Source organism: Ruegeria sp. AO1, assembly GCF_056535985.1.
Genome location: NZ_JBQFJC010000001.1, coordinates 641,376 through 656,073 on the forward strand (window position 1 = coordinate 641,376; position 14,698 = coordinate 656,073).

10 protein-coding genes are annotated in these 14,698 nt (G+C 53.2%); 3 read left to right on the forward strand and 7 right to left on the reverse strand.

The genetic code is table 11. The features are described from left to right. Positions 1-644: 644 nt before the first annotated feature. The 4 genes from ACR3FB_RS03145 to ACR3FB_RS03160 form a co-directional block, all read right to left on the reverse strand. Positions 645-1,211 carry a hypothetical protein gene (locus ACR3FB_RS03145; RefSeq protein WP_480564010.1) on the reverse strand — a complete coding sequence of 189 codons (567 nt, stop codon included), beginning with the start codon at positions 1,209-1,211 and terminating at the stop codon, positions 645-647. Positions 1,212-1,309: 98 nt separating this feature from the next. Next, positions 1,310-1,765, reverse strand: coding sequence for a hypothetical protein (locus tag ACR3FB_RS03150; RefSeq protein WP_480564012.1), 456 nt, complete (start codon positions 1,763-1,765; stop codon positions 1,310-1,312). Further along, positions 1,762-2,349, reverse strand: a complete 588-nt coding sequence (locus ACR3FB_RS03155) for a TetR/AcrR family transcriptional regulator (RefSeq protein WP_480564014.1) — start codon at positions 2,347-2,349, stop codon at positions 1,762-1,764. The genes ACR3FB_RS03150 and ACR3FB_RS03155 overlap by 4 nt, the downstream gene beginning before the upstream one ends. Before the next feature lie 109 nt (positions 2,350-2,458). Continuing rightward, positions 2,459-3,034 (reverse strand): recombinase family protein, encoded by a 576-nt coding sequence (locus ACR3FB_RS03160; RefSeq protein WP_480564016.1) that lies wholly within the window; start codon positions 3,032-3,034, stop codon positions 2,459-2,461. Between the two features lie 142 nt (positions 3,035-3,176). Here ACR3FB_RS03160 and ACR3FB_RS03165 point away from each other — a divergent pair, with 142 nt between their 5' ends. The 3 genes from ACR3FB_RS03165 (at position 3,177) to ACR3FB_RS03175 (ending at position 9,642) form a co-directional block, all read left to right on the forward strand. Continuing rightward, positions 3,177-6,077: a Tn3 family transposase gene (locus ACR3FB_RS03165; protein WP_480564018.1), complete on the forward strand. Its 2,901-nt coding sequence runs from the start codon at positions 3,177-3,179 to the stop codon at positions 6,075-6,077. A gap of 690 nt (positions 6,078-6,767) precedes the next feature. Further along, positions 6,768-7,073, forward strand: coding sequence for a hypothetical protein (locus ACR3FB_RS03170; protein WP_480564020.1), 306 nt, complete (start codon positions 6,768-6,770; stop codon positions 7,071-7,073). Between the two features lie 1,135 nt (positions 7,074-8,208). Beyond that, positions 8,209-9,642 carry an autotransporter domain-containing protein gene (locus ACR3FB_RS03175; RefSeq protein WP_480564022.1) on the forward strand — a complete coding sequence of 478 codons (1,434 nt, stop codon included), beginning with the start codon at positions 8,209-8,211 and terminating at the stop codon, positions 9,640-9,642. Positions 9,643-10,146: 504 nt separating this feature from the next. On the opposite strand, the gene ACR3FB_RS03180 is transcribed toward ACR3FB_RS03175, so the two are convergent. From ACR3FB_RS03180 to ACR3FB_RS03190, 3 genes are all read right to left on the reverse strand, one after another. After that, a complete protein-coding gene (locus tag ACR3FB_RS03180; protein ID WP_480564024.1) occupies positions 10,147-10,767 on the reverse strand; it encodes an ankyrin repeat domain-containing protein in 621 nt (206 codons plus the stop codon). 1,281 nt (positions 10,768-12,048) lie between these two features. Further along, complete coding sequence (locus tag ACR3FB_RS03185; RefSeq protein ID WP_480564026.1) at positions 12,049-13,221, reverse strand: hypothetical protein; 1,173 nt, start codon at positions 13,219-13,221, stop codon at positions 12,049-12,051. 565 nt (positions 13,222-13,786) lie between these two features. Beyond that, positions 13,787-14,191: a hypothetical protein gene (locus ACR3FB_RS03190; RefSeq protein ID WP_480564028.1), complete on the reverse strand. Its 405-nt coding sequence runs from the start codon at positions 14,189-14,191 to the stop codon at positions 13,787-13,789. Between the last annotated feature and the right edge of the window lie 507 nt (positions 14,192-14,698).

A 14,698-nucleotide genomic window follows, 5' to 3' on the forward strand; every position in this document is an offset into this window, starting at 1 on the left:
GCTGCAACGAAGCAAGACCACACAGCACAATAGGGAAAACCCCAACGGCAAGGCTAGTAGTCAAAATGGTTCTCCCAGAGGTGACTCATGTCAAAATTGCTTCGGCTGGCTCAAATAAAGACAGTCAGCAAAACCAATAATGGTCTCGCTATTCTCTCGTGCAAGGGGTTGCTAGAAAGAGCTGAGCCCGCCCGCTATCAGCCGTCAATTGGATCAGCAATTCTATTTTTCCTGCCCTCCGCAACTCTCTAAAACGTAACTTAGCTGATTTAACGATCCGAATGACACAGTTGACTAGCCATCTGAGACGGCGAGCTAGCGACAGGGCGGGGGGTGAAAGGTACATTTCACTTCGTTGCTCATGCACTTCTTCGGAAGATCGGCTATGGCACCACTCACTCACCACGGGCGCCCGCTCGTGCTAGGGCCGGATCGACCCCCTCTCCGGCCCTAGCGGAGACCGTAGGTCTTTGAGCGCGAGATCAAAGCTGTTTGGGGTCGAGTGCGGCTGAGTGCTAGATTTCCCTTTAAGCAGTTTTTCGGTGAAGCCGCCGTTCGTTTTTTGCGCGGCGGATTCAAAGAGAGAGCCAAACTTAGTAATGCTGCGCGACGCACGAATGTCAGCTCTTGATCCTCTGGAAGAGTTAGGTTGCCAACAAAGATACTACATCAGTCGCGAGGTGCTCGCTTCGAACCATCGATCCGTGGCACGGGATGATCATCGTGGGTTCATCCGCAGCAGAACGATCCCGTAGCCATGCGGCATAGGCAACTTTGTCTTTGATCCCATAGGTGGGGAACGTGCCCAGCATTTCAACCGTCCGCCCGACGTGGCCCACTTTTCCCTTGGGGCCTTTGAAGCTGTCGCAAACGATCCATAGGCGTTCCTGCTCGGCCATGATGACCAGCCAGACTTCTCCGGTTTTTAGCCCGACCGGCTCGGCGAAGTCGCAACTCTCAGGGAGCAAAGCTTCCAACTGTCCCAGTCTTTCGAAGGTCAACCCCGCCTGTTTTTCAAGGCGAGGCCGCGCACCGTCAGAACAGACAATCTTCGCATTTGGAAATGCGTCTGCATACTCCTTGAGACCTTTGTGATGGTAGTGGTTCGGTGCGAGCAAGTAGGCAACCTCACCAAGGGCCGCGAGGCTGGCTTTGGCCGCTTCGCCCAGACCCAGAACCGGGCTGTAGAGGCAAAGTGATCCGTCGCTCAACCTCAGCGCCGTGCAGTGAAGAGCTCCCTTGTGCGCTAACCAAATCGCGGAGTGATTCGGGATCGGCACGAAGGCAGAAAGGTCTTTGCTCATTGGGCTTATGCCTGATCGCGGGCAGTAAACCACCACACGATCAGCGCGGCGACGACCGTTTCGACCCACGCCATAGGAAGTGCTACGGCCAACACACCTACCGTGGCCATGTTCATGTTGTAGAGGCCTAGCCAAAGTATCACGAAGACAGACATCCAGACCCCGGTGCCGTACAAAACCGCACGTAGTGCTGAGGCTCCAAAGACTTTCATTGTCATCCACGGCAGAAGCGTCGCCGTCAGTACCAGGATCGTGTCCCAAACACCCCAGATCATGAACACCGGAAGATTCATTGGAGCAACGTTCGGCACCATGGGGAATGCCTCGCGCATCATGGGCATGACGAATGCGAAATAGCGGAAAACCTCAGAGGCATTGATCCAAATGAAGTTGACAATGAGCGCCAGGGTGAGCGGCGTTAGGCGGCGGGACGTTTCAGGGTTTTCGGCGATCATGCTCATTTTAGGTTGTCCGTAATCAGGGAGAGAAAGCTCTGGACAGCTTTGCGCAACACATCGCCGTCGCTGACGGTGCGCGACGTCATCCAAAGTCCGTTGGTGAAGATGACCATGACATCAGCTAGTTCGTGGATTTTTTGCGGCTCATGGTGAGGTGCGGTGTTTTGCAGTGCTGACGCAAACCCCTGCCGGAGACGACCATTGTGTCGTGCAACCTCTGTCATGACGTCAGGATCGCTGGGGGCAACTTCAGTAGCCGAATTAGCGACAAAGCACCCCGGTCCCGGCAGACCTACGCTTTCGCCCAAAGAGATTTGCCGTTCGAAATAGTCCGACACACTTTGCAGGGTCGCATCAGGCGCTTCCACCACTTCAAAGGCGGGGGTCACAACGCTTTGCTGATACCGGTCAAAGCAAGCCAGAAACAACGCCTTTTTGCCGCCGAAACTATTGTAAATACCGTGTCGGCTAACCCCCGTTGCTTTCACCAGATCATCCATCGACGAGGCATGGAAGCCGTTTACCCAGAAATGCTGGAGTGCGCGGTCGGAAAGCTGTTCAGAAGTGAAAGACGTCGTGCGTGGCATGTTCAAAGTGTAACAGAACGATCGTTCTGTTGCAAGCAGACATTCGGGCAAGCACAGCGAACGGCAGTTCTGTCCGCGTCTGGTGAGTTCATACAGCCCGCAGCGAAAGTCAGGTCTGGTGCCGGTTGAGGGTCCTGTATACGGTTGGCCGTGACACAGAGAATACCTCGGCCAGTTCGCTTATAGAATACTCCCCTGTGCCATGCATCCGGCAGAGTTCTTTTTGCTGTTTCTCAGACAGCTTGGGCTGTTTTCCACGCAGCTTGCCCTTGGCGCGCGCGATGGCCATGCCTTCACGGGTCCGCATGCGGATCAGATCGGCTTCGAACTCGGCGAAGGTAGCAAGGATGTTGAAGAACATCTTTCCCATAGGATCAGTCGGATCATAGACGGATGCGCCGAGCGCCAGCCTGACACCTTTCTCCTGGAGCTGATCTGCGATGGCGCGGGCATCAGGAACGGACCGGGCTAACCGATCGAGTTTGGGCACGACAAACGTGTCGCCTTCACGCACGGCGGCTATTGCCTGATCCAAACCGGGGCGGGCACGGCTAGTGCCGGTCAGGCCGTGGTCGGTGTAGATGCGATCTGGAGCGACGCCGAGATTATTCAACGCCAGTTTCTGGGCGGTGAGATCCTGATCGTTGGTCGAGCAGCGGGCGTATCCGATAAGTGTGGGGCTCATGGCCGAACTGTACGAATATGGCCCCTTTATTGCAATTTTTATCGTACTATCTATACGAGACGCTTCCCGCGCCAGTTTTGCTGGGACGAGCGCGTCACGAAAAATCGTCCGTTCATCGGACCTCTAACGGACATAGCTTTGAATGGTACACCGAGCGGTTCTGACCGCGCGACAACGCGCGGCGCTTTTAGATCTTCCCACCGATGAAGCTTCGCTGTTGAAGCACTACACCTTGGATGATAAAGACATCGAGCACATCCGCACGCGGCGGCGGCCCAAAAACCAGATTGGCTTTGCGCTCCAACTCTGCGCTCTTCGGTATCCGGGCCGTTTGCTGAATGCAGGTGAGGTGATCCCTGAGCCTGTCTTGCGTTTTGTTGCCGCCCAAATTGGCCTAAAGCCTGACGATCTTCTTCCCTACGCCGCCAGAGAAAACACCCGCTACGAACATCTTGACGTTTTGCGCAATATCTATGGGTACAAGATGTTCACGGGCAAAGCTGCAAAGAAGATGAAACGTTGGCTCGATCAACACGCCGAGGCCGCACAATCCAGTGAGGGCATGGTGCGCGGGTTTGTGGAAGAATGTCGTCGGAGACAGATCGTCTTGCCCGGCCCAACCAGAATAGAACGTCATTGTGCGGATGCGCTGGTTGATGCCGAGCGGCGGGTCGATGCCCGTATTGTTGCGCGTCTCGATAGCAAGATGCGCGCACGCCTTGATGCCTTGCTGACCGAAGAGGTGGACGGTCGGGTCAGCCGGTTCATCTGGTTGCGGCAGTTCGAGGTCGGTAAGAACTCCGCCGATATGAAACGTCAGCTTGATCGGTTAGATTTTCTGCAAGGAATTGCCTTGTCATCTGCGGTTCTGGACGACATTCCGGCGCATCGGGCCACACAATTGCGCCGTCAGGGCGAAAGGTATTTCACAGATGGGCTGCGGGACATCACCAGTGATCGCCGTTTGGCCATTCTTGCCGCATGCGTTGTGGAATGGTCAGCTGCCATCGCTGATACCGTCATCGAAACCCACGACCGGATTGTCGGTTCGATCTGGCGGGAAGCAAAGAGGATTTGCGATGCCCGTGTTGCCGAGGCGCAATCGGAGATCGCGGCGACCTTGGCCGGGTTTGAGACTTTGGGCGCGACATTGTTAGTAGCCAAGGGCGATGACATGGCTGTCGCTAGTGCCGTAGATGCGTCCTGTGGCTGGGATGTTCTGGAACGACTCGTCGCGACGGCCGGAGCACTCGGCAAAACCGTCAAGGCGGATGCACTGGCCTATGTCGAGCAGGGATATCATCGGTTCAAGCTCTATGCCCCGCGAATGCTGGAAGCGTTGGACATAACGGGAGCCCGTGTGGCTGAGCCTCTTCTGGCGGCGACCGGTGTGATCCGTGACAAACGCGCTATTCCAAGTCACTCTGCGCCATTTCTTCAGCCACAGTCTAAATGGCGAAGTCACTTGAGGAATCCAGAAACCAACCGGGACCGCTTGTGGGTCGTTGCGGTATTGTTCCATCTGCGCGACGCCTTCAGATCCGGGGATGTCTGGCTTGCCCACTCGCGCCGCTATTCTGATATGAAACAGGCTTTGGTTCCGGTCGAGGCCGCGCAGACTATGGGCTTGTCGATGCCATTGGAGCCGAAAATCTGGATCTCAGATCGTAAGCAACGGCTTGAGGACGGGCTGCATAGGCTTGCTGTGGCAGTCAAAAACGGAACCCTTCCCGGCGGCATTATTGAGGATGGCCGGTTGCGCGTCGAACGGCTTGAAGCTGATGTACCTGCTGAAGCCGATAGCCTCATCCTTGATCTTTATCGCCGCCTGCCGGAGGTACGGATCACGGATATCCTTATAGACGTAGACAATGACACGGGGTTCACCGATGCCTTCACCCATCTGCGCACCGGGGCACCGTGCAAAGACAGGCTCGGATTGCTTAACGTCATTTTGGCAGAGGGCCTGAATCTTGGCTTGAGCAAGATGGCCGGGGCCAGCAGCACACATAGTTTTACTCAGTTGGCACGGCTCTCGAACTGGCATGTCGAAAGCGAGGCCATCAATCGGGCCTTGGCCATCGTAGTCGAAGCTCAGGCACAGTTACCAATGGCAAAATACTGGGGTGCCGGCGAAACCGCTTCCAGTGATGGGCAATTCTTCCCCACCACGCGACAGGGTGAAGCGATGAATCTGATCAATGCGAAGTATGGCCATGAGCCGGGCTTGAAAGCCTATACCCATGTATCAGATCAATACGGCCCCTTTGCCACGCAGGTTATCCCTGCCACGGTGAACGAGGCCCCATATATTCTGGACGGCTTGTTGATGAACCCGACCGGCAAACGGATCAAAGAACAATATGCCGACACGGGTGGCTTCACAGATCTCGTTTTTGATGCAACCTCGCTTCTCGGGTATCTGTTTATCCCGCACATCAGGGATTTGCCCTCCAAACGGCTGCATGTCTTTGACCGGCGCAGTGTTCCGACTGAACTAAGGGGTTTGGTGGGCGACACAATCCGAGAAAATACGATTATCGCAAACTGGCCAGATGTGCTGCGCTGCATTGCGACGATGCTCTCAGGCAGGATGCAACCCAGTCAACTCCTGAAGAAACTGGCGGCGCGGCCACGGCAACATGATCTGGCCGTCGCGCTGCGCGAAATCGGACGCATCGAACGTACACTGTTCATCATCGAGTGGCTGCTCGACACAGACATGCAGCGCCGTGCCCAGATCGGTCTCAACAAAGGTGAGGCACATCATGCTTTGAAAAGCGCCTTGCGGATCGGGCGGCAGGGAGAAATCCGGGACCGTACAACTGAAGGCCAACACTTTCGGATCGCTGGCCTCAACCTGCTCACCGCCATCATAATTTACTGGAACACAAAACAGCTTGGCATGGCGGTTGCGCAGCGGAAAAAGGGCGGTTTGAAAACGCCAGGATATCTCTTATCGCACATATCGCCTCTTGGCTGGGCTCACATCATCCTCACTGGGGAGTATCGCTGGCGGCAAATGAAGGTGAAAAACGCTTAACGGGGGATCTAGCACTCAGCCGCACTCGACCCCTGTTTGCTACTCAGGTCCAACGAACGCCGAAGGAAATCTTCTCGGTACCTCCGATCCCCGGAGACGTCACAAAGGAGGGCGGTATGTTGGTCTCAGAATGATTGGCATATTCCGTTCATCGCCGAAGACGCTGCTGGAGACGTCCCAGTACTTCGAATTGAGATACACAAAGCCCTAAATGAAACGAAGGCACAGAAAGCTTCTCTACTACGGGGAGGTTCGTTGCTGTTAGTCTGATTTCAACTATGGCGTGTTTTTTCAACCTCCTTTTATCGCCGGGAATCGCGACTTGTAACCGTCAACAGGTTCCGTCGGTGTCATAGTTGATTCCCCTTTTGCCCAACGTCTTTTTGGGCCTTCAATCTTCTGAAAGTTGAATTCTATGAGTTCCACAAGATCTTTATTTGAAGTTACCTTCAAGGCTGAGGGCCTAGCGCGGTGCAAGCACGTGGTACGCGCCCTTTCAGAGGAGCTGGCAGTTCGGCGAGTGCGCAACGCCTATCCTAACCACGAGCTCGTAATTATTTCCGTACACGACGTCGCTAGAGCCAACACAGAAGGCCGCCATAGGCTACGGCCCGATCCTCGCAACCAAGGGCAATAGTGGCTTCCTTTCCAGTCGGTTTTCCATTCTGGAAGGAGGAAAGAAATCGATGTTTGACCCATCCCAAAAAAGACTTCGTTGACGTCTCAACAAAGCAGATCACAGATATGGTTTTCAAAGCCAAACACCTCAGCTCGATCCTTTCCGATGCCTGTGTCGCCTGGGATTGGCTACTGGCTTTTGACTCCATACAGGTCTCGGCTGGCCAATCGATCCGATTTAAAGTGTGCAACCTACAGGATATCCCGAACTGGATTTTCGCGCTCATGCAAAGCTTGCGTTTCGCCCAGTTTTTTCAGGGCCGCGTGATCGAGTTCAAAGCCCCGTCCAACAGTGACCTCTTCCAGGTCCCGGCGTGACGTCCTATGTCAAAGCTAGAGGAAATCAGCAAATAGAACGATGTCCTTGGGGAAGGGATAGCCTTTCTTTGAGACCGTTCTGAAACTTGCTCGTTGAATATTTAAAATCAACAAGCGGCTGCTCACGCCGGTCTGTCAACCTTGACCCAAAGCTTGCAATGTACGCCGACAGAGCCTCTCTTTTGATAGATTTGCGGGAACGAATGAGACATTTGACCAATCTCATGAGACGCTCAAAGGTCGTTTTAGTGTCTTGCCCTCAGTAACTTACGCCAAAGGCGTTTGGCTATGCGCTTCCCTTGGAGCGAAGCCGAACCAACAAGAGCTAGGTTTGAGGTATTGAGAGTTGGTAAATTGTGAAGCAGGACGCACGCGTAAGAATGCAGTGCGTGGTGGACGTTTGGTGAAATTGAAGGGGGCTGTAGCCAGTATTGCGCCGTCGGTATTTCTGTCTTCAGTGTTCTTTACAACGATTGCTGTTGGAGCAGCTGGTGCTCAGACGATTGTTGATACACCTCAGACGACACCGCTAGTGATAATGACGGATGAGGACGTGACCATCACCGACACAGGTGAAGTAGATGACACAACCACTAGCACGGCAGTTGAGATCGACCCGGACTATTCCAGCATTTTCACCAACAACGGCATCATTTCGAAGTCGGATGAACTTTCGCAAATCGAAGCCAAGGCTTTGCTCCTGAATGGTGCTCTGTTGCAGACTGGTCAGATACTGAACACAGGAAACATTTCAATACTTAGTGTCAACAAGTCAGCGCCGAGTTTTACTACGTTTTCAGCTTCGACAGGCATTGATATAGTTGGGGAAGTTGCCGGAGTTGTGGGAAACACCGGCACAATCAGCGCAGAAGTAAGAAACGAGCCCGATCTTGGCGGTGACCTCAGTGCTTCCGGCATACGATTTAACTCTCTCGTAAGCTCTACAGCGGTGATTGAAAACGCTGGGGATATCAGTGCAAAAAATACTTCTGCAACACGCGCCCGAAGTGGGGGGGCATTTGGTCATTATTTTCTCACAGCTGTAGAGGGCCTTGTCATCAACCATGGGCGTGTGAGTGCTCAGACAAATGCAAATGCATCGGCGGTTGCGAGTCCCTACTATTTCGCGGGAGACTTGACCGGAGATTTTCTTAACTCCGGCACGGTTGAAGGTGCTACGACAACGGACGGCATCTTTGGAACTGCGCTTTCCTACGGCGTTGTCGTTCTTGGAGATATGGATGGAACGTTTTCGAACACGGGGGTGATCACCGCGTCTGCAACCGCTACCGGAGGAAGTGGGGCCGCAAATGCCTTTGGTATCTTCTTCACCGATTTTAATGGCGTGATCACCGATGTCGGCACGATCTCGGCCTTCTCCAATACCGGCGAAGCCTATGCCATCTACCTGGGCGGAGGATCCGGGACGCTCAATATCGACTCCAAAGACAAGGTGACCGGTCTGATCCGTGTTGAGGATCACGATGTCAACCTGGACGCGCAGGGCGAGAGCGCGATCTTCTATTTTGAAGACGCAAATCCAGATGGCGGCACGTTCACGAAATTGGTATCTGACGAGCGCTGGTCCTGGTTTGTCGAAGATGAGGGCGGAGCATTTCCAATCTATGCGACTGTGTTTGCTGGTGATGTCGTTACCCCTGATGATGTTGTAGCCTTTTACGGTAGCACCATCGGCAACAGTCATCTTGTGCTGGACTGCAATGATCCTCTGGACGTGCCGCAGGAGATTGGAGGGTCTGGTGCGCCGACCCTTGGGCTAAGACCTTTTGTCGTGATCGACGCTGAATACAACCAGTTTGAGACGGCGCCTGGCAATGACACCAATCTCACAGCGTTTGATGGCAGCGCCGGGTTTTCGACACGGTGCGATAGCGGCCTTGCCTATGCTGTCGGAATGGGTGTGTTCTATGCGAATGGGGACAGCAACTCAACTGACTTCGATACCAATGGGTTCTATCTTGATGCTGCGGTCGAACGCCGGTTCGGCTCATTCACAGTCGATGCTGGTTTCGGGTTTGGTTGGCTTTCCACGGATAGCACCCGCCAGATTTCTGGGAGTTCAGACGCAAAGGCCAACTACGACAGCACTGTCGTCACAGCGCATATCGGGGTCGAGAAAGAGTTCAGTCTCAGCAACAGCTTTGACCTGCTAGCATTTGGCGAAACACGCTATACTCGTCAGAAAAATGATGGTTATACGGAAACCGGTTCGGACGCGAATGCAACTGTTGGAGACACAACGACAGAAGTCATCGAAGCGCGTTTGGGACTGGAGGCAAACAAGGTTCTCAACAACGGTGGTGTGTTGAAAGGCCAACTCAGCGGAGTGCTGCGCAGGGGGCTCGGGGACACCGAGGCCGATGTCACGCTGTTCTCAGATACGCAATCCCTGACCGTCGCCTCGATGGACTTCACAGGCGCCAGCATAGGGCTTGGCTATGAGCAGAACTTGTCGCAAGGCGTCCGGCTTGAGCTAGCAGCAGAGCAAGAGATCGGCAGCAACGCTCAGGGTCCCTTCGTTCGTGCAGCACTTAGGTGGGCCTTCTAAAGAGTTTTTCCGGGATTACCCTGACCGGCGTATGCGGGGGCGGGGATGCGAATGCCGTGCAAGATCGTGAACTGAAAGCTGTTGCGTCGGCAACTCTCGGTGGGGGCTTGTTTGTTCGAGGTAGAGCCGTTGCAAGGAGCGTGTTGGCTAGGGCGGTGGCTGTTTGACATCGGCCCGTATCAAGCACATTGGGTTGATCGCGTAAGAGTGGACTTCACGCCAAAGCCTCTCTCGGTTGCCGGCGACGCTGCAGAAAGAACACCAGGCTAACCGGTAGCAGTGCGGGGGCGTAGAAGGCTTACTTAGCTAAGCGGACCGCAGGTGCTTCCAGTTCCACAAGCTCCCATAAAGGAATAGTTTGTGCGCGTGGAGTGTTAATCCATAAAAGTCACGCAGAGCGCTGGTTTTCTCATTGTCGGGGTTGAAAGACATCCACGCGCTAAACCCAAGCGCGTCAATCGCCAATTCTTTGAGGCAGAATCCCCGAGTGACCCATCGTGGGAGTCAGCCCATCGGTGACCGCCTTGCGAAGAACCGCTCAATAGCAGTATTTAGCTCCGTTCGGATCTCAGTGCTTTGAAAGCTACCCGCCCAGATTAGTGCCTGAACCCGCAGGTCACGCTCAGCAAAGTCTATCAAGCCAGTGCGCAGGAGAAAGACTGTGCATTGGATATGCCGGTTCTTTATGGCTTCGATGAGCGCAGAGTTTCGGCCGGTTTTGTCCATCACGTTCACATCGGCACCGTGGGTGATAAGCAATTTGACGACAGCTAGGTAACCCTTTGCGCAGGCTTCAATTAGAGCGGTGCGCCTATAGTACTCAGCTTGCAGGTTGATTTGCGTCAATGGATGCCGCAGCAGATGTTCAACGGTTGCTGCATTACCAACACCCGCCGCAAGCATAAGGGGGGTGCTTTTCCATCGGTTCGTGGAGTTTACGTCGATATTTGGCTGCTTGAGCAAACACTTAAGTGCATTCAAACTGCCTTGTCGTGCGGCAATATGCAATGCTGTCCAGCCATCATCATCGGTCGCATTAACATCAATTCGTGATAGGACCTTGTCGAGTTGGTTAGCGTCATCCACAATTGCTGCCTCGATAAGGTCGTAATAGTCTGTGGTCATGGTTTCATCGTCCAAATGCGTGAATTCTCCAGCTATAGAATGGCGATGATATTGAGGGCGAAACGGCCATCAATGTCCAAGTGTCTCATTTCACACTCACTTCATTCTGAGATGCACCGGTAGCCTTCGCTCAACGGTTGGTGGTGTCCAAAATCTACCCTGGAGAGTCTTTGGGTCGGAGGTATTCACATTGCCCGAGGCCGTTTGGCCAATACATAGGTCGGCAAGATCGTTACTTGACTTCGTCGAAGCATATCCCGCATCAAACCTTGTCAATGCTTCCTGATAGCTCAGATCGCCAAAGTTGCCTTTATTCTGAAGCGTATGGTTCCATTTCTCGTGTTCCCTATCCGCTTTGAAATCCGCTAGTTAACTGTAGAGGTGTAACGCTACGGTTCCTTTCCCCTATGGTTAATTTAGTGCAGATTCTCACTTACCAAAATCCGGGGCTACGAGTCGCCTACACACTGTTGCTTTGGCCCAAAGAGTAGGCCCGCTATTTTCAATAGGTTTGAAAGATCCGCGCGGGGTACGTGGCTCGCATTGACTATTGGGTTGGGCTGGGGGTCGACGCGCAAAAAACGCGCTCAACCCGACCCTGGCATTGTCCAATTCAGAAGCTGCAGTGAACGGAATGCCCTTCCCATTATCCCGACCCGCTCGCATCTCGTGTTGGGCCAGTCAAGGGGTTAGCACAGCGTGTTGTCTCCATGCTTAACAAAGCGGTTTCTCCCGCGTGTATACGTGCGGTTTTCTCACACTTCTTGCCAGTCCAACCCAGCGTCAGTCCTTCCGGAACGTCACGAATCTTTGACCCTCTTGATGCGCGAGATTTCAATAAGTCATTGAATCGCGACAATTAGCTCTGACCTATCCGACCAGCATTCTCTTAGAAATACAGAATGTGGCATTCATAAACACTGCAATCACTGCCCCATATTCTCGGTCGCACTATGGCGTTCAAGACTCAGGCGGCGAGCATTGATTTGCTCTCGGCTGGGCTACGCTGACGAACGGCGATCTTCCAGCGGCAGTGCATTCGCCAAACATCACCAGTTTTTATCGCAACGCATCAGTTAGTCAGAGGATTGGGGTCGGCTAATAGAAATCGCACATCGGTATGCAAACCCTCTCAGGCCTGGCGCCACACAGCGCACGCCTGTAGTCGGCGAACAGCTTTTCGTGCTGAATATTGCGCTCTTCTGCGGAAAACTGTGCTTTCGCTGCAATCGCACAAAAATGGGCTTTCTATTCCGCAATTTTGTCTGGGAGTAGGAATCTCTATTGAACCAAAATATTTGGGCTCTTGGGTAGCACGCTCTGCGAAGTGTTGAGACTGATGACTTCTTTCAAAATGGCTAGGGAAGGATACGAAAAGCTAGTCGAATGTTTGCCAAGCTCTGGTTCATCCAGGGCGTATGGTTCGCCATCAATTTCGTAGATCTTTGCGTCTGATCTGATGCGGTCATCATGGAGTAACTCGAAAACAGGGATGTCACCGCCCCTAGGCCCTGTAAGCATGGGGACCGCCTCATTCAGATAGTCAGCTTTCACGATCTCACCCAAGTATTGGATTATCTCTTTTGGTGAGCGCAGCGCGAATGAGCTGCCGCTACCAAAAATCAAGAGGTCCTGATTGCGGGTCGGCGATCGGGTTTTTGCGTCGCCGCTTTTGCTTGCATCGGAGGCTGCTTTTTTGCGCACCTCCTTTGCTGAGATTGGTGAAGCTGCGGATTGTTCCAAGGCCAGCAACGTCACAGAATTCCCTGAATTGGAACGCAACAAGGCAGGCTGCAAAATAGTGATAGGCTCAACCAGCGCGCGAAGGCGTGCGTGCTGGCAGGCGTTCGTAGGATCGCTTCGAACCACGATTTGGCCGCCACCAGATGTGAGCGAGCCTGCACAGTTCCCATTTGCGATCACGACAGGCAATTGTTGGCACATGGCTTTCAGTGCGATGGGAAAGGTTACCGTGTTCCCTGCACATTCGTTCGACGCCTGTCTCTGCAGGTTTGCAATGGTGCTTCTGGGAACTGCAATCCATTTGACTGTCAACGTCGTGAGTAGATCAAGCCGATCTCGCGCCTGCCCCTCAGCCAGCAAGAAAAACAATTTGCGACTAAGCGGTGTTAGGATGGCCTGCGTAAACTGCTCGGTCTCAAGGGAAGAAACGTTTGCGTTGCGAGACTGATCGGGACCCGCGTCAATTCCCAGACCCACATCGGTTGAGTTGAGGTCATTGATACTGGCATCGAGATCAGTCGATAGGCCGAGGCTGTTGTCGGCGCTTTTTGAATAGTCACCTACCGCTGAGAAATAGGTTGGCCGCCCTTTGGCCGAACGCACAATGTTTGTCAGCAGGACGCTATTGTATGAACCTTCAAGACCTTGGTTATAGTAGACACCGCTGTTTGAAACGATGTTGCCACCGCAGGCAGCCAGGAACAGAGCCATTGCACAACACAGCAAGCACGATCGTTTCCGAACCTTAGTGTGGGCGATCTTTCGAAAGCGCTCTGTGGTCTCCGTGAGGATCTCACGAAGTGTTTTGGTAAAGCAGAATCCAATCCGATCTGCATGTGTTGTGCTCGTCATTGGTCCCTCAAGGACTATTCTTATGGTTGCAATTTGAGAGTCTTTCCGCCCGCCGATACAAACTATGTATTATCTCGCCTAGGGCTATTCGCTCTGCATTCTGGGGAACGACCAGACGCGTCGGTGCATCCGGACACTCATGTACCTCAACCTTTGCCGGAGGGATCGATACTGCCGTCATACGCTTCTGATTTGTCGTCATATTACATTCAAAGAAGTGGGATTATTCAAATTCGGAACTCGCGCCCGTCTTTTTCACGCTAGGTTATTCCCTGGCAGGAAGTGGTTCTGCCGAAAACGAAAAGAAAACATGCCGCAGACATGGGTTGATTCCGAATGCCGAGTTAGAAGGGAGCGGATCGATCCGCTCCCAATGGTTTTCAATTCTCAACGCGACCGGTTCTCGGCGATTGAAAGTCCGTATTCAGGGGACTTCGCGTGTGAGATTGGGATTGGGGCATTCGCCCTTCAAATGCGCTTCTGTCTCGCCCGCTTGGATATCGGATGATGACATGTGCATCTCTTGATTATTGCAGCTCGCGATTTCGACGTGGAACTCGTAGTTGCATTGCGGATTGTAGTAAATATAGAAGCCGCCTCCGTCAGCTACGTTGGCGTCATGCTCCTGATTGTCTTGCTCGCAGCCGTTTTCGTCTTGCTGGTTGACCTTGACCTTGGTGACCACACCACTCGACGTGTTCTTAAAGCCGCCCTTTACCTGGGGAACGCCAGTAGGAACCGGGAAGCTGATATTGTCTGACGCGTATACGCTGGTCGCGAAAGCAAGAAGAAGCGACGCTGAGAACGCCAAAGGTACATTTTTGTTCATACGATAAAACCTTTCGATTAATGACTATGAGGGAACGTTGCACTCGCCAACTACTTGCCTTTTCAGCTTTCTCAATTTTGGTTGATCCGACGTACAAAACTCGCCGTAAAGGTGAACAAAACCGAAGGTGGAGAATGCTGATTATCTACTAGTGATTTTAGATGCTTTGTCCTTAAAGTTGTCATGCTCGACATCAAAACGGCAAACGTATCGAAGTCGCTAGTTGGCATACGGGCTAACATCTTGACTCTGCATCGATCCCTCGGGGCAAACCTGAGTTTTGACGTTGGACGCACAACCCCAGGTTTCATTCATGGTATTGAATTGAGGGGCGGGCTGTCATTGTCACTATGTCTCAAATAGTGTTGCGGTGTCGCAATTTTAGCGGGATTGCAGGTTTTGCCATTCACCCATTGAGCCTCCCCAACTGAACTTGTTCACTGTTAGGTTAGGAAAAAAAGTACCGAGGATGGCAAGCAAGCGCCCAAAGTCGCCGAAGTACCGGAG